We start from the raw sequence: 16,294 nt of genomic DNA, 5'->3' as shown, positions 1-16,294 counted from the left end.
AAAGATGAGCATCAGACAGGATTTACAAGACTATATCAGCGATAACGGCCTCTCGCAATCGGCGGTGGCGCGTGCCGTGGGCGTTACCTCGCCCGTGGTGAACCAATACCTGCACGGCAAATACCCGGGCAATGTGCAGGAAATCGAACGCAAGATTGCCGCCTATCTGCAAAAGCAGCGCGAGCGCGAAGCCGAAAGAAAGCTGGAGGTGGACTATGTGCTGACGACAACAGCCAAGCGGGTGCGCGATGTGCTGCGGTTGGCACATGTGGAAGGCGAAGCAGTGGTGCTGTTCGGACAGGCCGGCTTGGGCAAAACCAGCTCGCTGCGCGAATACTGCAAACAGGCACCCGACGCGCTGATGATTGAGACCGATCCGACCTATACCGCCAAAGTGCTGCTGCAAAAGCTGGCCGCCATGCTTGGCGCAGAGGGCAAAGGCAGCCTGAACGAGCTGATGGATTCGGTGGTGGGTCGATTGCGCGACAGCGGCCGCATTATCTTGGTGGATGAAGCGGAAAACCTGCCGCTGCGGGCGCTGGAATGCCTGCGCCGCGTGCACGACAAAACCGGCTGCGGCTTGGTGTTGGCCGGGATGCCGCGCCTGCTGGTGAACCTGCGCGGCAAAAACGGCGAATTGAAACAGCTCTACAGCCGCATGGCCTTTAAATTGGACTTGGGCGAGAGCGTGCCGGATGAAGATTTGGCGCAGATTGTGGCCCAAGCGATGCCGGATATGGATGAGGAGGCTGCCGCCGAGCTGGTGCGCACCGCCGCAGGCAACGCACGCCGGCTGGACAAGATGCTGCGCGGCGTGGTGCGGCTTGCCCGGATTAACAGGCAGGCACCCTCCGTGGAAATGGTACGGCAGTTTGCCGAGATGTTGATTCACTAAGCAAAGAGGAGATGAAAAATGTGTGAATTTTGGACATGGTTTAACCAAGCTAATTTCGGCAGCGTGATAGGCGCGGCGCTCACTTTGGCCTTTGCCATTGCGATTGTGGGTTTCGGGGTGGGCTGGGCTATTGAGCTTGTACTCCGCGGCATCAAAGACGGGAGGAAATAATGTGGCAAGACAGCTTAAAACCGGCGCTGCGGCGCTGGATGGTGGGCACACTGATTGCGCTGGCTTATGCCGCCATGACCGGCAGCTGCACCCCGCAGCCGGCAGCAAACAGGGTGCTGGTACAGACCGAGCCGGCAACCGACCGCATGGCCGCCCTGCAACAGCAGGCCGACCGCGAAGCAACGCAATGGGAAGCGGCCTACAGCCGCATGAGCGACCAAGAACGGATGAGCGGCATCGTATATGAGCCCATCTCCGACAGGCTACCTGAAACCGAAAGGGTAAAACCATGATTAGGCGACCGATTAGACGAGGCTACAACTTGAGCGATGAGGAATTTAAGTTGCAATTGATGGAACGTCGGATATTGCAGCGCAAGGCGCGTCAGGCAGAACAAGCCGAACAGGCAGCAGCAAAACGGAAAAGGTATGGCGGATAAAGGCTACCTGAAAATGACCGAACCAACCTGCTACCGCTGCCGCCACTGGAAAACCAGCGAGCCGGGGAAAGACGAAGAGCCTAGGCCGACGCCGATGTTGAGGTTTGGCTTTGCGCCCTGCGCCAAAGGCGAAATCAGCCGCTATTGGTCACGCAAGGCTGTGGCTTGCAAACACTATCAAGCCATCGGCGCAGCGGCGCAAAAAAGGCGTGATGAGATGATGAAGAAGTTAGGAGCTTAGAAATGACACGGCAATTTAAATTTGGCGATAAGGTCAGGTGTTTTCCCACGCCGATATCTGTTGGCGTAGTGCTATCAGCAGTGGACGAATACGGCTATGTAAACGTGATGTTTGATGACGCCCTTGAAGTGGAAGACTTCCCTGTTTCCGGGTTGGAGCTTATCCCCAACTCCGATACTGCCCGGCTCGATTGGATGATTCTGCGCGATTACCCCAGCGACATGAGCACCGAAGACAAGGCATTTACCCTGCAAGCCGAGCGCGAAAACATCGACACCTTTATCCGGCTGGATGCCGAGCAGCAAGGAGCGGCAGCATGAAAACCCGTTGCCCGTGCTGCGGCGCGGAAAACTCCCTCGATGCGCTGATTGCCCACGAACAGGCGCGGCAGAGCTTGTGGACGTTGGCCAATATCGGCGGGGCGATGACGCTGGGGTTAGTGAAATATCTCGGCCTGTTTCGCCCGAACAAGTCCGCGCTCTCTCAAGCTCGCATGGCCACGCTGATGGCCGAACTGCTGCCGGACATCCAAGCCGGGCAGATTTACCGCAACGGCCAATCCTACCCCGCCCCAGTAGCCGCTTGGGCTTATGCGTTTAACGAGGTGCTGGCCGCCCGCGACAGCGGCCGCCTGAAAACCCCGCTCAAATCGCATGGGTATCTATACGAGATTATCGCCGGCTGGGCGGGCAATGTGGCATCGGTGCCGGTATCCATCAGCGACGGCACCGCCACCCCGGCCATTATCGGCGGCAGCCGGCCACGGGGAAGCAAAGTGGTGGATGCCGTACAACAACTGGAGGAAATGAAAAATGAGCAAGCCCCTGCCTAAGTTTGTCAGTGATGAGCTGCTGACCGGGCTGCAAAAACTAATGATGCTGCGGCTGGAAGGTGCGCCGCCCGCCGACGGCATCAAATTGACGGCCAGTGTATGGGTGGAGGCCATCGCCTCAGTGAATATCAGTTGGGCCGAACAGTTGGACAAAGGGCGAATCACCGCGGGATTTACCCGGTTATTTGTCGAAATCGAACGCTGGCCGACACCAAAGATGCTGATTAGGTGTCTGCCGCCTAGGCCGGAACCGCCGAAGCTGGAACACAAACGGCAACTCACACCGGAAGAAAAAGCCCGGGGACGGGAAAACCTGAAAAAACTGTATCAAATAATCGCTGAAATCTTTGAAAGGAAAAAGCAATGGTAGCGAAAAAGAAAACCCGCATTAAACAGGCCGCGCTGACGGCCGCCGTGCAGAGCCGCGTGGAAGCCTCGGCGCAAATCCGCCGCATCGGCGACTTGGCACGCGAAGTAAAACGCTTGGAAGCCGAGATGGGCGACAAGCAGGCGGCCATCGAGCAGGAATACAACGAGCTGGCCGACCCGCTGCGCGCCGAACTGGCCGAGCTCACCGGCGGCGTGCAGGCCTACTGCGAAGCCAACCGCGAAGAGCTGACCGAAGGCTACAAAACCAAGACCGTGGATTTTGTGACCGGCACCGTGAAATGGCGTGCCGACCCGCCCAGCGTGCGTGTAACCGGTGTGGCGGCGGTGTTGGCCTACCTGAAGGAAAAAACCGCGCTGGCTCGCTTTGTACGGCTGAAAGAAGAAATCAACAAGGAGGCCATCCTCAACGAGGCCGAGCTGTTTGCCGACGGGCAGGTACCGGGTATCAAAATCATGAGCGGGGTGGAAAAAATCGTGATCGAACCCAGCGACCCGGAATTAGCGGGGGTGTGAGATGGCTGTAATGCTGAATGAAGGCAAGTCCTGCGCCGATAAAGCAGGCAGAGAAATCAACTGCACCCTGAAAATTGATGTGTCCGACGCCATCAATACTTGCGGCTACCGCGCTCTGGAGTTGGCACGGCACTACTGTGCCACGGCTGAAGCCTACCGCCGAGAAGGCCGCTGGTGGTTTGCCTGGGCGGCTATATGGTTTGCCATCAGTGCCGCAATTTGGTTTGCTATGTAGGAGCTTGAAAAAATGAAAAAATACCTATTAGTTGAAATGCCAGATTTTTCGGTGTGGCGCGTGCCGGTGCAGGTTATCGCTGATGCCTACACCGATTATTACGCCGAGCGCGACGGCCAAGACCGCGAGAAGGTCAAAGCCCAAACCGAGCGGCTGTTTACCACGCATGAATTTGAAATCGAAGATTGGGCGGCCAACAGCATGGATTGGGACGAGGTCAAAGCCCATGCTGTACAGGTCAAAGCCGGAGAGGTGGATTACCAAGAAGGCTGGATAAACGGCAACAAATGTGTAACCGACGATGAGGAGCAAAAAGATGTGGTTTAAGCAATGCCAAGCCTACAGGCTACCTGAAACCCCGGATGCGGCCGTTTTAGCCGCCGCATTGGACGAACACCGCTTTGCACCGCCCTGCGGGCTGGATTGGTTTACCGACGGTTTTGCCGTGCCGCAGCCGTTTGGCGACGAGCTGGTATTTACCGCAGATAAAACGCTCGGCATCTCTCTGAAACGTGAAGAACGGGTGCTGCCGGGTGCGGTCATCAAAACCGTCTTGGACGAAAAAATCGCCAAAATCGAAGCAGAGGAAGCCCGTAAAGTCGGCCGCAAGGAAAGGCAGGAGCTGAAAGAGCAGATTATTGACGAGCTGCTGCCGCGGGCCTTTACCCGCGCCAGCCGCACTGATGCAGTCTTGGTTGGCGGCTACCTGCTGATTAACCAAACCGGCAACAAAGCCGAAAACCTGTTGAGCCATCTGCGTGAAGCATTAGGCGGGCTGCGGGCACAGCCCACCGTTACCCGCCGCTCCGCATCTGAACTGATGACTGAATAGCTGCTGCGCGGCGAGGCCGACGGACAATTTGAGCTGGACGACTACGTGGCTTTGGTGGGCGCGGGCGATATGGGCGCGGAAATACGCATCAAACGCGAAGACCTGACCGCCGAAGAAGTGGTGCGGCATGTGAAATGCGGCAAGCGCGTGGCCGAGTTAGGCTTGGTATGGCGCGAGCGCGTGGTGTTGGTGCTGACGCAGGATTTGACCCTGAAACGCATCCGCTACCTAGACCACCTGCAGGAGGATGCCCAGAGCCACGGCGACAGCGGCTCTGATTTGGCCGCCGCCTCGCAAATCATCGCCGGAAATGCGCTGGCTATGATACTGGATGAGTTGGCTGAATTGTTGGGTGGCTGGCAGGAGTAATCATGAGCAAAGTCATTATCTATCACCTTGATGCACCTGGGTTGGCAAAGAACTACGCTGCCGTAGACCGATTTTTAGAAACCGAAATCCCTGATAATTGGTATGAAATGAGCGATGAGGAGCAGGATGAGTATGCCCGTGAACAGTTTTATCAGCAGTTTTCATGGGGCTGGCAGGTAGTAGACGCGTAAATCAAAAAATTACACTATGTGTAAATGTGTCATTTCCGAATTTTTGAAACCCGCGCGGCACGGTTTGCCGCAATTTAAACAGGAGTTAAACCCATGTTGGACGAAGCCGAAAAAGTGTTGGTTGCCGATTTTATCGGCGAAAACTGGCGATTGTTTGTTGATAGGGCTGCCGAATCAGGCTACAGCGAAGCGGAAGCCGAATATATCTACGCTAAACTAGAAAGAGGAGTTTAAACCATGAATAAACCGGATTTAATCAAAGATATCGCCGAGCGTGGCGAATTTACCAAGGCCGATGCCGAGGCCGCACTGAAGGCGGTGCAGGGTGCCATCATCGCCGTCCTAGTCAATGGCGACAAAATCACCCTGCCGGGCTTTGGCACGTTTAAGGTGGTGGAGACCGCTGCCCGTACCGGCCGCAACCCGAAAACTGGCGAGCCGGTGCAGGTGGCAGCTAAACGCAAGGTACAGTTTAAACCGAACGCGCAACTCAAAGAGCTGGTGAATCGGTGATGCTCAATCCATGCCGCTGCCGGATGCGGCGGCATGAGTGGATCATTACAAGAGGCTACCTGAAAAATGCAGGCCAATCTGAACAAACTGAAAGCCAAAATCCATATTGGCAAAGCGCAACTGGGGTTGGACGATGACACCTACCGTGCCCTGCTGCACCGTGAAACGGGCAAAAGCTCCTGTGCCAAGATGACTCTGCGCGAGCTGGAGGCGGTTCTGGCGGCCATGCAGCGGCAGGGTTTTGCCGCCAGCCGCCCGATGGGGCGCCGCCCCAGCCCGCGCCGCTCGGCCTCCAAGATGATCGGCAAGGTAGAGGCGCTGCTGTTGGATAACGGCCTGACTTGGGCTTATGCGCACGGGATGGCCAAACGGATGTTTGGCGTGGACCAAGTGCATTGGCTGTCGGATGATAAATTGCACAAACTGGTGGCGGCCTTGCAGATTTATGCCAACCGCCGGAAAGGGGAAAAATAATGTCGTTTGAACACTACGATGAAACGGATTTTGATGCGGTGCGCCACCTGCTGCCGGACAGCGTGATGGAAATGGTGGGGCTGATTGGCGCCGAGCCGACGCTCGCGCTGCTGCGCGCCTACGGCGGCACCACCTTCCCGGTGTCCTGCAATGTGAAGCGTGCCGGGCAGGCTACGCACGCTGCCTTGGCGGAAGTGGTGGGCGAACAGGCGGCAGACAAGCTGTGCTGCGCTTTCGGGCAGCGGCAGCGGCTGTGGCTGCTGAAATGCGAGCGGGCGGTGCGCGAGCTGCTGCACCGCAAAATCCGCCGCCAGTTTGACGAACTGGTGAGCCGCGATAATATGACCGCGTTTTGGGCGGTGCAGAATTTGGCGCAATGCCACCACCTTACCGACCGCACGGTGTGGGACATCCTCAAAAAGACCGACAATGCCCCGCCGCCGGAGAGCCGGCAAATCTCGCTGCTTTAACCGTGTGAGCCGCCTCAAGCATTTTTAGGTAGCCTGCCGTTGGACAATAACCCCAGTGTAACCACTGGGGTTTTTATCATGTTTATTACCATTACAGCCGGACATTCCAACACCGACCCGGGCGCCGTGAACGGCAGTGACCGCGAGGCGGACATTGCGCAGGACATGCGCAATATCGTGGCCTCTATTCTGCGCACCGATTACGGCTTAGAGGTTAAAACCGACGGCGAGGGTAAGGGCAATATGCCGTTGCGTGAGGCCGTTAAACTCATTAAAGGCAGCCGCTTGGCGGTGGAATTTCACACCAACGCGGCACTCAACAAAACCGCCACCGGCATTGAAGCCTTATCCGTCCCGAAAAACAAGGCGGCCTGCCAGCGTATATGCGCGGCGGTGGCCGCTGCCAGCGGCTGGAAGCTGCGCGGCGAGGGTGGCTATAAGCCCGACAATGCCGGGCAGCACAGCCGTTTGGCCTATGCGCAGGCGGGCGGCATTATCTTGGAGCCGTTTTTTATCAGCAACGATGCGGATTTGGCGCTATGGAAGCAGACTAAATGGCGCATCTGCCGCGCGGTGGCCGAAGCGATTGCGGCGGAGGTGGCGGCATGAGCCTGAAGAAAACATTGGTGGCTTTGGCTTTGGGCAGTTTGCCCAAGCACACCCACCCGCACCTGCCGCCACGGCGCGATGTGTGGATGGATCAGCCGCTGCCGAACTGGAAGCGCAGCGGCGTGGCAGCGGCCAAACGGGCGGCCAAGCGGCGCAGAAAGGCGAAACGATGAATAAGTTTGGCACTTGGCTGGCCGGTAACTTTACCAACCCGGCCACGGGACAGGCCAGCCACACCAAAATCTGGACCAATATCGCCTACGCGGTCATGACCTATAAGTTTGTGATGGCTCCTGAGTCTGTGGAGTGGATGTGGTGGGCTTACGGCGGCATTGTGGGCGGTTTTGCCTTGGTACGTCGCGGCTTATCGGTTATCCCGCAGCTGGCGGCCATCAAACAGGAAACGGAGCGCGAAAATGATGTGGATGCCCCTACTGAGTAAGCTGCTGCCAGCAGGCAGTCTGTGGAAAAAGCTGCTGCCGCTGCTGTTGGCTCTGGCTGTGGCGGCCACCTGCTACCGTGCAGGCTACCTGAACCGCGACGGCAAAGCTAAAACCGAAATGGCCACAGTGGCTGCCGCACACCAACAGGCACAACTGGAGGCGGAACGCGCCTACAGCGCCAAACTGGCCGAAGTGGCGGCGGAGCGGCAGAAATGGGTTGATTTTGCCCAAAGCCAATCCGTGAAGCTGGCCGAAGCCAACCGCCGCCTAGACAGTCAAACCACCTATATCAAACAGGAGATACCCCATGCGATTGCACGCGACAACAGTGCTGGCGGCTGCCATAGCGGCCTTGGCACTGACGGCCTGCGGCTCTACCGCCAAGCCCTCGGTTACAGCGCCGATTAAGGTAGTGGAGCGGCCGACCTTGCCGCCCGCTCCGGCAGAACTGTTGGCGGATTACGAACGCCCCGCGCCGCCCGCTTCGGGTAGCCCGGAAGCCCTGCTCAACCATGCCGCCGAGTACGGCGCATGGTGCGGCAAACGCGATGCTCAGGCCTCCGGCTGGCAGCAGTGGTACCGCAACGGACAGGGGGCGCATCGTGAGTAAATACCGCGAACTGGTACAGCGCCGCTTGTCGGTATGTCATGCCGGCATGGAGATGCGGCTTGCCCGTGCCCGCGAGCAGGAGCCGTTTGTACTGGCAGTGGAGCGCAAATTGTCGGTAGGCGGATGGGACTACCGTATGGGCATGACTCTGAATTTCGGCGTGGTGTTTACCGTGCTGCCATGCCGCATCCCGTTTAAAGAGCAATATCAAGCCGTCAAGGCCGCCCTAGCCGAATGCGGCGACGTGGAGTTTGATGTGCAGGACAAGCGACCGTGCCTGCATGTGAGCAGCCGCACCGATGAGGGCATCGATTGCTGTGTGGTGTTTGATGGAGACGATGATGGCCGCTGAATTTTTAACCATCGATTATGTGTTTCAGGGTGCCGTCGGCATCGTGATGACGGTGCTGTGGCGCTACATCGGCAAGGTGGACGGCAAGTTTGATTCCGTGCAAGCCGAGAATCACGCTCTGCGCGAACGCCTGCACGAAGTCGAAAAATCCTACCAAAGCAAAGCCGAAGCCCGAGAATACAAGGGCGAAGTGCTGGAGTTGTTACGGGAAATCAAGAGCGACCTCAAAGAGGTTAGCGACAAGTTAAACGAAAAGGCCGACAAAAAATGAGTAACCCTTACCAAGACCCGGTTGTGAAAATGCTGCGCGAAATCAGCGCAAAGCAGGATGTAACCATTGCCAAACAGGAAGCGATGGATAAACGGCTGGCCGAAATACAGGCCGATTGCCAGCGTATTGCCCGTACCAACGGCGGTTTGGCCGGTGCGGTATCCGGCGCGGTGAGCGGCGGCGTGGTGGCCACCGGCATTGCCTTTATCCGCGCTAAATTCGGCTTTTGAAGGATTTGAGAAATGGCCCACCCGAAAGAAACCCGCGACAAGCTGCGCAGGCTGTACGTCAGCGACGGGCATACGCTCGAAATCGCTGCAATGATGTGCGAAATCCCGACGGCTACCGCCCGTAACTGGAAGCGTGCCGCCAAGGAGCAAGGCGACGATTGGGACAAAGTGCGCGCCGCCTATACTTTGGCCGGTGGCGGTATCGAAGACTTGTCCCGCTCGCTGCTGGCGGGTTTTTTGGTGCAGTACCAATCGACGATGACGATGTTGCAGGATACGTCGGTCGAGGAATTGCCCCCATCGGAGCGGGCAAAGCTGCTGGCGAGCTTGTCCGACGCGTTTACCAAGACCGTGGCCGCAAACAAGCGGGTATTGCCCGAAATACAGGAATCTGCGGTTGCCATTAAAGTCATCGAAAAACTGTTTGCCTATATTGCAGACCGGCATCCCGATATGTTGGCTGCGTTTGATGAGGTACTACAAGGCTTTCAAACTGTCATTGAGAAAGAGTTTTAATCATGCAGGGAAAATTAAGCCAATCCGAACTGCGCGCCAGAATGTCCGCCATACGGGCAGACATCAACCGGCGCATCAGTGCGGCAGATATCGGATTGTCTGCCGCACCTGCGGATATTGCCGAGCGTCGCGCCAAAGTGATGCAGTGTACGCCCGAAGCATTCCGTTTTTTCTGCAAGACTTATCTGCCGCATTATTTCCCCGACGACAGCGAATCTGTTTTCCATACATGGGCATACACAGAACTGCCCGAAATCGAAAAAGAACCGGAGTCGGTCTTGCAGGGTTGCGCGGCATCGCGCGGCGAAGCGAAAACATCGTTGACCGTACAGGCGTTTTCCCTTTGGCGCGAAGTGCGCAATGCCAAACACAATACCGTCATCGTGTCCGACACCGAAGACCAAGCCGACGCCATCGTCGAAGCCATCAAAACCGAACTGACCGACAATCCCGCGTTGCAGTTGGACTTTCCCGAAGTCTGCGGGCAGGGGCAGGTATGGCGTATCGGTGAAATCCGAACCCGCCAAAACAACCAATTCAAAGCCTATGGCGCAGGACAGGGCATCCGCGGCGCGAAAAAAGGCGAGGTGCGCCCCGATGCGGTCTATCTCGACGACTTGGAAAATGAAAAACACACCGAAAACATCCGCCTGCGCGACAAACTGACTAAGTGGATAGGCAGCGTTATCAATCCTTTGGGCGGCGCGGGCGCGAAGTGCGACATTTTATATGTCGGTACGATTTTGTGTTTGGACAGCGTATTGGCGCGTGTGTTGAAAAACCCGTTTTGGCGCAGTGTGCGCTTTTCCGCCATCATGAAGTGGCCTGTCAATATGGACTTGTGGGCTGAATGGGAAAACATCTACCGCAATACGTCGAAAGAAAACCGCGCCAACGAAAAGGCAGCTCAGGCGTTTTATGAAGCAAACGAATCAGCAATGCTGGAAGGCAGTGAAGTGAGCTGGAGCAAACGACCGCTGCTCGCCCTGATGAAAATCCGCGCCCGCGACGGTATCCATGTTTTTAACTGTGAATATCAAAATCAGCCGGGCAATCCCGAAAATGCGATTTTTGCTGATTATTTGGACAACTGTTATTACCGCACTCTGCCGCATGATGTCGTGTATTTTGGTGCGGTTGATCCTTCACTGGGCAAACAGGGTAAAGGCACTGATCCGTCCGCCATTCTTGTCGGCGGCTACCAACGCGCTACCGGCACGCTGTTTGTTGTGGAGGCATCCATCAAGAAACGTGTGCCGAGCCTGATTATTCAGGACGTCATCAGACTGCAAAAGCAATACGGCTGCCTGCTGTGGGTCATCGAGACCGTACAGTTTCAAGAGTTTTTCAAAGACGAGCTGATTAAAGAGGCGGCAAAACAGGGGGCGCATGTTCCGGCACGTGGAGTCAAACCGAGCGCAGAAAAAGTGATGAGGATTGAAAGTATCCAACCGCATTTTGCCAACGGATTTATCAAACTGTTACCGGAACAGCGTGTATTGATTGAGCAGTTGCGGGAATTTCCCGACGCCGACCACGACGACGGCCCAGACGGGCTGCATATGCTGTGGATGGCGGCCACCAGCGGCAGCGGCGCGATTGACTACACCGCCGTGCCGCGCCACAACGACAGCAACGGGGTGCTGACTTTCGGCAGCGGTGCTTGGTAACAACCCGCTGAGGCGGCTCAAACGGTTTCAGACGGCCTTACATCTGACAATAGCGGCAAGATTAACTGCATCTTGCCGCTTAATTATGTCTATCAAATCCCGTTTTACCGCCGTTTTATCCGCTATTACAGGCAATACCGAGCCTGCGCCGAAAGCGCCGCGCAAAGGCGAGCAGACCGCGCAGCTGGCCAAAGCCCGCGGCACCATCGGCGAGCATCCGAGCAAGGGGTTGACGCCGCAGAAACTGCACCAGATTTTAGAAGGGGCGGAAGACGGCGACATCACGGCGCAGTCGGAATTGTTTGCCGATATGGAGGAAAAAGACGGCCACATCTTTGCCGAGATGAGCAAGCGCAAACGCGCTTTAACCGGCTTGGATTGGCGGGTATCCGCTCCGAAAAATGCCGATGAGGCCGGGCGGCAGCTGGCGGAAGAGGTGGCGGGCTGGCTCTACGGCCTGCCGGACTTTGAGGCGCTGCTGTTTGACCTGCTGGATGCGCTCGGACACGGCTTTGCCGCGGTGGAAATCAGCTGGCAGCAGGTGGACGGCTTATGGCTGCCGGCCAAGTTTACCCACCGCCCGCAGGGTTGGTTTACATTAAAAAACAACCAACTTAAATTATTGGGCACCAATGGGCAGGAGCCGCAGGAATTGTGGCCGCTGGGCTGGATTGTGCACCGACACCAAGCGCGCAGCGGCTTTTTGGCGCGCGGCGGGCTGATGCGGTCATTAGCGTGGCCGTATCTGTTTAAAAATTATTCGGTACGCGACCTAGCGGAATTTTTGGAAATTTACGGCCTGCCGGTGCGGCTGGGCAAATACCCGGCTGGCGCATCGGATAAGGAAAAAACCACCCTGCTCAACGCGCTGGTGGGCATCGGCCACAATGCGGCCGGCATCATCCCGGAAACCATGATGCTGGAACTGTTGGACGCGGCCAGCGGCAGCGGCGACACCTTTATGAGCATGGTGGACTGGTGCGAGCGCACCCAATCCAAAATCATCTTGGGCGGCACGCTGACCACGCAGGCAGACGGCAAAACCAGCACCAACGCGCTGGGGCAAATCCACAACGAGGTGCGGCACGACTTGCTGGCGTCTGACGCCAAGCAGCTGGCGGCCACGCTGACCCGGCAGCTGATTGCGCCGCTGCTGTATCTCAATAAGGGCATCGCCGACCCCAACAATATCCCCTATTTTGAGTTTGACACCCGCCAGCCGGAAGACATGAAGCTGTATGCCGAGGCGCTGCCCGAATTGGTGCAGCTCGGCATGAAAATTCCGCTGGAATGGGCGCACGAAAAGCTGGCCATCCCGCAGGCGGCAGACGACCAAGACATGCTGGCTATGCGTGGCGCCCAGCCGGAACTACGGCAGGCGCAGGCCAGCCGCTACCGGCAGGTAGCCTTGTCGCGGCAGGGCGAAATCATCTATCCCGACCAGCTGGCGTTGGATGACGGTATTGCAGGCTACCTGAAAAATACTGATCTGCCCGCACTGCTCGAACCGCTGATTAAGCAACTCGGCCAAGCCATCGCCGAAGGCGGCAGCTATGAAGAGGCGGCCGATCGCCTGCTGGCGGCCTACCCGCAATTGGACACCGCACAGCTGCAAGAGGCGCTGGGGCGCGTGCTGTTTGTGGCGGACTTGTGGGGGCAGATCGGTGGGCGCTAATCAAGTGGATTTGGCCTATGCCTTCGGCCTGCCGCCGGAGCGTGCCATCCGTTATTTTGAGACTTTGGGCTACACGGTGCCGACCGATTGGCCGCAGCGGATGCAACAAGCAGCGGCCAAGGCGCAGACCATCGCCGGCATCTACCGGCAGGATGTGGTGGCCGACATCCACCGCGCGCTGGGCGAATCGGCGGCCAAGGGCACGCCGTTTGCCAAATTTAGGGATGCGGTGGAGCGGCAGCTGACGGCCAAGGGGCTGCATCTGGATCAGGCCGGCGATATGGTGGACGCCGCCACCGGCGAGCTGCTGGGCAAAGGCATCACGCCGCAGCGCTTGGAGGTGATTTACCGCACCAATATGCAAAATGCGTATATGGCCGGACGTTGGCAGGAATTGCAAGACAACCGTGCCGCTATGCCTTATCTGCAATACACCGCCGTTATGGACAACCGCACCCGCCCGCTGCACCGCGAGCTGCACGGGCAGGTGTACCACATCGACGACCCATTTTGGGATACCTTTTACCCGCCCAACGGCTTTAACTGCCGTTGCACGGTAACCGCCTACAGCGCAGCCGATTTGACCCGGCGCGGGCTGGAAGTGGCCGACAGCGAGGGGCGGCTGGAAGAGGTGTACCGCGTGGTGAACAAAGCGGGCGACACCGAGCCGACCCGCGCCATCCGTTTGGCCGACGGCCGCTCCTTTATGGCCGACCGCGGCTTTGACGGCAACGTGGGCAAGCGACACTTGGCGCAGCTGGGGCAATTGCAGATGCAACGGGCGGTGGATTTACCGCCGCGGTTGGCGAGTATGGCGGTGGGCGAGGCGTTGAAACAGCCGGCCTTTTTTAAGGCGCTGTCGGATGAGTTTATCCGGCGCTTTGATTTTTTGGCCGCCGGCGGTCACGGCAGCAACCGCATAATGCACGTGGGCGTATTGCACACCGAGCTGCTGGATGCGCTGGCCGCCCACAACATCATGCCTCAGTCGGCCGTTATCAGTATGGGGGATGCGGACATTACCCATGCCTTGCGCGACAGCAAGGCGGCAAGCGGTCGGGCTTTGGATGCAGCCATTATCCGGCGTGTGCCGGAGCTGCTGCTGAAGCCGGACTCGGTGTATGTACAAACCAATGCCAAAAATCCGACATTATGGTTTATTTATGAGACCGAGCAGGGCAAATTGGTATTGTTGGTGGATAAGCCGGAGAAGAAAAGCAAAGAGATGATGAATATTGTGCGAACCGGCGGCAGAATCACGAATTGGAAAGAAGCATTGAACCAGCATACACTGGTTTGGGGGAAAGCCCCGGCAGGAATGAAGTAAAACAGGCAGGGGCGTCGGGATTCGAACCCGCATAATATGGGGAAACCATAACCTTTACCAGTTGGAAACTACCCCTGCCTATTTGTGAATTACAGTATAGCTATGATCGAAATCGAAATCAAGACGTTAGAGTTGCAGCAAAACATCAGCCGCGCAGCGCAGGGCTTGGAGCAGCGCGGTAGCCTGATGCGCCTGATTGCCGGCAGGCTGCATCAGGCGGTGGATGAAAACTTTAACAGCCAAGGCCGCCCGGCTTGGGCGGGGCTGAAGCTGGGCAGCCAGCTCTCCCGTGCCGGGGCGCTGACGAAACGCGGGCAGGTATCGCAGGCGCGGTTTGACAAGCATGTGCGCAACCACAAAATCCTGCAAAACACCGGCCGCCTGCGCAACAGCATCACCGAGGCCAGCGACAACGATAGCGCGCGGGTAGGCACTAATGTGGCCTATGCCGCCATCCACAACTTCGGCGGGCAAACCGCCGCGCACATGATTTACCCGCGCCATAAAAAGGCGCTGGCATGGGCCACCGGGGCGTATCCGGTAAAAAGCGTGAAGCACCCCGGCAGCCGCATCCCGGCACGCCCGTTTATGCAGCTCACGCCGCAAGACGAGCACGAGCTGGTGGAGACGGTGAGCGACTATTTGGCCTCCGTCTGCGGCCTACCGAAAGGCAGTTAAACGACACCCCGCCCAAAATCGCGCCAAACGGCGTTTAAACGGCTTGGGTATAGTTTGGTATATCCCCGCGCCAGACCCCCGCTAAAAAACGCGCTTTATAGCCTCTTTATAGCCATCACACCGCAGCCGCCCCGCCGACTGTTTCACCTGCGCCAAAACCAAGTGAGGCGCTTCAAAGATTTTTCCCCCGCTTCCGGCTGCACAATGCGGCCATGAACAAACATACCCCTCCCCCGTTTTTACTGGCTGCCTGTTCCGTCCCGGTGGACGGCGCGGCGCAGCGCATCCAGCTGATTCCCGCCGGCGAGTTCCGCTCCAACGACGGGCGCCCGGCCGATGCGCCGTTTTGGCGTTTGAGCCCGCAGCGTGCAGCCGCCTTGGTGGCCGAGCTCAATGCGCGGCCGGTGCGGCTGATGGTGGACTACGAACACCAAACCTTGTTTACCGCGCAAAACGGACAGCCTAACCCGGCATCGGGCTGGCTCTCCGGTTTTGAATGGATAGACGGCAAAGGGTTGTATGCCGAGGTGCAGTGGACGGCCGCGGCCAAGGAGCGGATTGCCGGCGGCGAATACCGTTATATCTCGCCGGTGTTCCAGTACACGCCTGCGGGCGACATCCTTAGCCTGTTGCCGCCCGCGCTCACCAACACCCCGGCGCTTGACCAACTCGACCCGGTGGCCTTGGCTGCCGCCTCCCGATTACTTAACCCCCTCCAACCCTCTCAAAAGGACGAAGCAATGAACGAAGCACAAAAGCTGATGCTGTCGCTGCTCGGGCTGCCTGAAACCGCCAGCGAGGCGGAGCAGCTGGCCGCGATGCAGCAAATCCAAAGCAGCACCGACGGCAAAAAGCTGGCCGAAGCCTTGGCCGCCGCCAAAGAGGCAGCCAAGCCGGAAAACAAACCGGCCGAGCCGAACCCGCCCGCCGCCCCTGCCGCACCGGCAGGCCAGCCGGCCAATGACGAGACCGGCGCACCCAATACCGCTGCCGCCTCGCAACAGGTGCCGCTGTCGGCACTGCAAGGCTTGCAACGACAAGTGGCCGCCCTGAGCCAGCAGCTGGCTGCGCACGAGGCGGAAAAAACCGCACAACTGATTACCGCCGCCCTCTCCGACGGCCGACTGCTACCGGCGCAAAAAGCATGGGCGGAAGGCTTGGGCAAATCCAACCCGCAGGCACTGGCCGAATTTTTAGCCACGGCGCAGCCTTTGGCCGCCCTAAGCGCCACGCAGACCGGCGGCATCCCGCCTGCTGCCGCGGAAAAAGGTTTGAGCGCTGATGAGGCGAGAGTGGCAGAAATGCTGGGCATCACTGCCGAAGACTATGCAAAACAGAAATAGGAGTA

The 16,294-nt window shown here is 58.0% G+C and carries 29 protein-coding genes and 1 pseudogene; all 30 read left to right on the top strand.

Translation table 11 applies throughout. The features are described from left to right. The first annotated feature begins 4 nt into the window (after positions 1–4). Positions 5–895: an AAA family ATPase gene (locus A7Q00_RS03105; protein WP_064089176.1), complete on the top strand. Its 891-nt coding sequence runs from the start codon at positions 5–7 to the stop codon at positions 893–895. An 18-nt stretch (positions 896–913) separates the two neighbouring features. Next, positions 914–1,066, top strand: coding sequence for a hypothetical protein (locus tag A7Q00_RS13325; RefSeq protein ID WP_153716906.1), 153 nt, complete (start codon positions 914–916; stop codon positions 1,064–1,066). Further along, positions 1,066–1,359, top strand: coding sequence for a hypothetical protein (locus A7Q00_RS03100; RefSeq protein WP_064089175.1), 294 nt, complete (start codon positions 1,066–1,068; stop codon positions 1,357–1,359). The genes A7Q00_RS13325 and A7Q00_RS03100 overlap by 1 nt, the downstream gene beginning before the upstream one ends. A gap of 159 nt (positions 1,360–1,518) precedes the next feature. After that, positions 1,519–1,746, top strand: coding sequence for a hypothetical protein (locus A7Q00_RS03095; protein WP_151086208.1), 228 nt, complete (start codon positions 1,519–1,521; stop codon positions 1,744–1,746). 2 nt (positions 1,747–1,748) lie between these two features. Then, positions 1,749–2,066: a hypothetical protein gene (locus tag A7Q00_RS03090; RefSeq protein WP_156503710.1), complete on the top strand. Its 318-nt coding sequence runs from the start codon at positions 1,749–1,751 to the stop codon at positions 2,064–2,066. Next, positions 2,063–2,578 carry a hypothetical protein gene (locus A7Q00_RS03085; protein ID WP_064089172.1) on the top strand — a complete coding sequence of 172 codons (516 nt, stop codon included), beginning with the start codon at positions 2,063–2,065 and terminating at the stop codon, positions 2,576–2,578. The genes A7Q00_RS03090 and A7Q00_RS03085 overlap by 4 nt, the downstream gene beginning before the upstream one ends. Further along, positions 2,559–2,948: a hypothetical protein gene (locus A7Q00_RS03080; RefSeq protein ID WP_064089171.1), complete on the top strand. Its 390-nt coding sequence runs from the start codon at positions 2,559–2,561 to the stop codon at positions 2,946–2,948. The genes A7Q00_RS03085 and A7Q00_RS03080 overlap by 20 nt, the downstream gene beginning before the upstream one ends. Next, on the top strand, positions 2,942–3,481 hold the full coding sequence (locus tag A7Q00_RS03075) for a host-nuclease inhibitor Gam family protein (RefSeq protein WP_064089170.1): 540 nt from the start codon (positions 2,942–2,944) through the stop codon (positions 3,479–3,481). Before A7Q00_RS03080 ends, A7Q00_RS03075 begins: the two co-directional genes overlap by 7 nt. A 1-nt stretch (position 3,482) precedes the next feature. Then, positions 3,483–3,716, top strand: coding sequence for a hypothetical protein (locus A7Q00_RS03070; protein ID WP_064089169.1), 234 nt, complete (start codon positions 3,483–3,485; stop codon positions 3,714–3,716). A gap of 12 nt (positions 3,717–3,728) precedes the next feature. Beyond that, positions 3,729–4,043: a hypothetical protein gene (locus A7Q00_RS03065; protein WP_064089168.1), complete on the top strand. Its 315-nt coding sequence runs from the start codon at positions 3,729–3,731 to the stop codon at positions 4,041–4,043. After that, positions 4,033–4,917, top strand: a pseudogene (locus A7Q00_RS03060) (recombination-associated protein RdgC). The gene A7Q00_RS03065 and the pseudogene A7Q00_RS03060 overlap by 11 nt, the downstream one beginning before the upstream one ends. A gap of 2 nt (positions 4,918–4,919) precedes the next feature. Continuing rightward, positions 4,920–5,108, top strand: a complete 189-nt coding sequence (locus tag A7Q00_RS03055; protein WP_064089167.1) for a hypothetical protein — start codon at positions 4,920–4,922, stop codon at positions 5,106–5,108. A gap of 93 nt (positions 5,109–5,201) precedes the next feature. Then, positions 5,202–5,342 (top strand): hypothetical protein, encoded by a 141-nt coding sequence (locus A7Q00_RS13320; RefSeq protein ID WP_156503709.1) that lies wholly within the window; start codon positions 5,202–5,204, stop codon positions 5,340–5,342. 3 nt (positions 5,343–5,345) lie between these two features. Beyond that, the gene (locus A7Q00_RS03050) at positions 5,346–5,621 is read left to right on the top strand and encodes an HU family DNA-binding protein (RefSeq protein ID WP_064089166.1); all 276 of its coding nucleotides are present in this window, start codon (positions 5,346–5,348) and stop codon (positions 5,619–5,621) included. Positions 5,622–5,687: 66 nt separating this feature from the next. Beyond that, positions 5,688–6,095, top strand: a complete 408-nt coding sequence (locus A7Q00_RS03045; protein WP_064089165.1) for a gp16 family protein — start codon at positions 5,688–5,690, stop codon at positions 6,093–6,095. Then, entirely contained in the window at positions 6,095–6,565 is a 471-nt protein-coding gene (locus A7Q00_RS03040; protein ID WP_064089164.1) for a Mor transcription activator family protein, read from the top strand. The genes A7Q00_RS03045 and A7Q00_RS03040 overlap by 1 nt, the downstream gene beginning before the upstream one ends. Before the next feature lie 78 nt (positions 6,566–6,643). Then, positions 6,644–7,174 (top strand): N-acetylmuramoyl-L-alanine amidase, encoded by a 531-nt coding sequence (locus A7Q00_RS03035; protein WP_064089163.1) that lies wholly within the window; start codon positions 6,644–6,646, stop codon positions 7,172–7,174. Further along, the gene (locus tag A7Q00_RS13315; protein ID WP_153716917.1) at positions 7,171–7,347 is read left to right on the top strand and encodes a hypothetical protein; all 177 of its coding nucleotides are present in this window, start codon (positions 7,171–7,173) and stop codon (positions 7,345–7,347) included. The genes A7Q00_RS03035 and A7Q00_RS13315 overlap by 4 nt, the downstream gene beginning before the upstream one ends. Further along, complete coding sequence (locus A7Q00_RS03030; RefSeq protein WP_082887720.1) at positions 7,344–7,616, top strand: hypothetical protein; 273 nt, start codon at positions 7,344–7,346, stop codon at positions 7,614–7,616. Before A7Q00_RS13315 ends, A7Q00_RS03030 begins: the two co-directional genes overlap by 4 nt. Further along, complete coding sequence (locus tag A7Q00_RS03025; protein ID WP_156503708.1) at positions 7,591–8,025, top strand: hypothetical protein; 435 nt, start codon at positions 7,591–7,593, stop codon at positions 8,023–8,025. The genes A7Q00_RS03030 and A7Q00_RS03025 overlap by 26 nt, the downstream gene beginning before the upstream one ends. Further along, positions 7,925–8,227 (top strand): hypothetical protein, encoded by a 303-nt coding sequence (locus A7Q00_RS03020; RefSeq protein WP_245637514.1) that lies wholly within the window; start codon positions 7,925–7,927, stop codon positions 8,225–8,227. Before A7Q00_RS03025 ends, A7Q00_RS03020 begins: the two co-directional genes overlap by 101 nt. Continuing rightward, the gene (locus A7Q00_RS03015; RefSeq protein ID WP_064089161.1) at positions 8,220–8,579 is read left to right on the top strand and encodes a hypothetical protein; all 360 of its coding nucleotides are present in this window, start codon (positions 8,220–8,222) and stop codon (positions 8,577–8,579) included. The genes A7Q00_RS03020 and A7Q00_RS03015 overlap by 8 nt, the downstream gene beginning before the upstream one ends. Then, the gene (locus A7Q00_RS03010; RefSeq protein WP_064089160.1) at positions 8,566–8,850 is read left to right on the top strand and encodes a hypothetical protein; all 285 of its coding nucleotides are present in this window, start codon (positions 8,566–8,568) and stop codon (positions 8,848–8,850) included. The genes A7Q00_RS03015 and A7Q00_RS03010 overlap by 14 nt, the downstream gene beginning before the upstream one ends. Beyond that, entirely contained in the window at positions 8,847–9,080 is a 234-nt protein-coding gene (locus A7Q00_RS03005) for a hypothetical protein (RefSeq protein ID WP_064089159.1), read from the top strand. Before A7Q00_RS03010 ends, A7Q00_RS03005 begins: the two co-directional genes overlap by 4 nt. Positions 9,081–9,092: 12 nt before the next feature. After that, the gene (locus A7Q00_RS03000; protein WP_064089158.1) at positions 9,093–9,596 is read left to right on the top strand and encodes a DUF1804 family protein; all 504 of its coding nucleotides are present in this window, start codon (positions 9,093–9,095) and stop codon (positions 9,594–9,596) included. Positions 9,597–9,598: 2 nt separating this feature from the next. Beyond that, positions 9,599–11,266, top strand: a complete 1,668-nt coding sequence (gene terL / locus A7Q00_RS02995; RefSeq protein ID WP_245637513.1) for a phage terminase large subunit — start codon at positions 9,599–9,601, stop codon at positions 11,264–11,266. 91 nt (positions 11,267–11,357) lie between these two features. Further along, complete coding sequence (locus A7Q00_RS02990; RefSeq protein WP_425387494.1) at positions 11,358–12,941, top strand: DUF935 domain-containing protein; 1,584 nt, start codon at positions 11,358–11,360, stop codon at positions 12,939–12,941. Further along, entirely contained in the window at positions 12,931–14,268 is a 1,338-nt protein-coding gene (locus A7Q00_RS02985) for a phage head morphogenesis protein (RefSeq protein WP_064089156.1), read from the top strand. The genes A7Q00_RS02990 and A7Q00_RS02985 overlap by 11 nt, the downstream gene beginning before the upstream one ends. Before the next feature lie 102 nt (positions 14,269–14,370). After that, on the top strand, positions 14,371–14,946 hold the full coding sequence (locus A7Q00_RS02980) for a phage virion morphogenesis protein (RefSeq protein ID WP_064089155.1): 576 nt from the start codon (positions 14,371–14,373) through the stop codon (positions 14,944–14,946). Positions 14,947–15,158: 212 nt separating this feature from the next. Then, a complete protein-coding gene (locus tag A7Q00_RS02975; RefSeq protein ID WP_064089154.1) occupies positions 15,159–16,289 on the top strand; it encodes a phage protease in 1,131 nt (376 codons plus the stop codon). Positions 16,290–16,294 lie beyond the last annotated feature (5 nt).

The sequence above is a fragment of the Eikenella halliae genome, assembly GCF_001648475.1.
GTDB classification, from domain to species: Bacteria; Pseudomonadota; Gammaproteobacteria; order Burkholderiales; family Neisseriaceae; genus Eikenella; species Eikenella halliae.
The sequence above is the reverse complement of the archived record's forward strand: the minus strand, read 5'-3'. Positions and strand labels throughout refer to the sequence as shown.

Coding starts and splice junctions, on each gene's coding strand:
- A7Q00_RS02975 (WP_064089154.1), top strand. CDS start 15,159: ATGAACAAACATACCCCTCCCCCGTTTTTACTGGCTGCCTGTTCCGTC.
- A7Q00_RS03080 (WP_064089171.1), top strand. CDS start 2,559: ATGAGCAAGCCCCTGCCTAAGTTTGTCAGTGATGAGCTGCTGACCGGG.
- A7Q00_RS03040 (WP_064089164.1), top strand. CDS start 6,095: ATGTCGTTTGAACACTACGATGAAACGGATTTTGATGCGGTGCGCCAC.
- A7Q00_RS03000 (WP_064089158.1), top strand. CDS start 9,093: ATGGCCCACCCGAAAGAAACCCGCGACAAGCTGCGCAGGCTGTACGTC.
- A7Q00_RS03065 (WP_064089168.1), top strand. CDS start 3,729: ATGAAAAAATACCTATTAGTTGAAATGCCAGATTTTTCGGTGTGGCGC.
- A7Q00_RS03090 (WP_156503710.1), top strand. CDS start 1,749: ATGACACGGCAATTTAAATTTGGCGATAAGGTCAGGTGTTTTCCCACG.
- A7Q00_RS03085 (WP_064089172.1), top strand. CDS start 2,063: ATGAAAACCCGTTGCCCGTGCTGCGGCGCGGAAAACTCCCTCGATGCG.
- A7Q00_RS03070 (WP_064089169.1), top strand. CDS start 3,483: ATGGCTGTAATGCTGAATGAAGGCAAGTCCTGCGCCGATAAAGCAGGC.
- terL (WP_245637513.1), top strand. CDS start 9,599: ATGCAGGGAAAATTAAGCCAATCCGAACTGCGCGCCAGAATGTCCGCC.
- A7Q00_RS13320 (WP_156503709.1), top strand. CDS start 5,202: ATGTTGGACGAAGCCGAAAAAGTGTTGGTTGCCGATTTTATCGGCGAA.
- A7Q00_RS03030 (WP_082887720.1), top strand. CDS start 7,344: ATGAATAAGTTTGGCACTTGGCTGGCCGGTAACTTTACCAACCCGGCC.
- A7Q00_RS03105 (WP_064089176.1), top strand. CDS start 5: ATGAGCATCAGACAGGATTTACAAGACTATATCAGCGATAACGGCCTC.
- A7Q00_RS03020 (WP_245637514.1), top strand. CDS start 7,925: ATGCGATTGCACGCGACAACAGTGCTGGCGGCTGCCATAGCGGCCTTG.
- A7Q00_RS03035 (WP_064089163.1), top strand. CDS start 6,644: ATGTTTATTACCATTACAGCCGGACATTCCAACACCGACCCGGGCGCC.
- A7Q00_RS03075 (WP_064089170.1), top strand. CDS start 2,942: ATGGTAGCGAAAAAGAAAACCCGCATTAAACAGGCCGCGCTGACGGCC.
- A7Q00_RS03005 (WP_064089159.1), top strand. CDS start 8,847: ATGAGTAACCCTTACCAAGACCCGGTTGTGAAAATGCTGCGCGAAATC.
- A7Q00_RS03025 (WP_156503708.1), top strand. CDS start 7,591: ATGATGTGGATGCCCCTACTGAGTAAGCTGCTGCCAGCAGGCAGTCTG.
- A7Q00_RS03055 (WP_064089167.1), top strand. CDS start 4,920: ATGAGCAAAGTCATTATCTATCACCTTGATGCACCTGGGTTGGCAAAG.
- A7Q00_RS03095 (WP_151086208.1), top strand. CDS start 1,519: ATGACCGAACCAACCTGCTACCGCTGCCGCCACTGGAAAACCAGCGAG.
- A7Q00_RS03045 (WP_064089165.1), top strand. CDS start 5,688: ATGCAGGCCAATCTGAACAAACTGAAAGCCAAAATCCATATTGGCAAA.
- A7Q00_RS13325 (WP_153716906.1), top strand. CDS start 914: ATGTGTGAATTTTGGACATGGTTTAACCAAGCTAATTTCGGCAGCGTG.
- A7Q00_RS03100 (WP_064089175.1), top strand. CDS start 1,066: ATGTGGCAAGACAGCTTAAAACCGGCGCTGCGGCGCTGGATGGTGGGC.
- A7Q00_RS03050 (WP_064089166.1), top strand. CDS start 5,346: ATGAATAAACCGGATTTAATCAAAGATATCGCCGAGCGTGGCGAATTT.
- A7Q00_RS03010 (WP_064089160.1), top strand. CDS start 8,566: ATGATGGCCGCTGAATTTTTAACCATCGATTATGTGTTTCAGGGTGCC.
- A7Q00_RS02980 (WP_064089155.1), top strand. CDS start 14,371: ATGATCGAAATCGAAATCAAGACGTTAGAGTTGCAGCAAAACATCAGC.
- A7Q00_RS13315 (WP_153716917.1), top strand. CDS start 7,171: ATGAGCCTGAAGAAAACATTGGTGGCTTTGGCTTTGGGCAGTTTGCCC.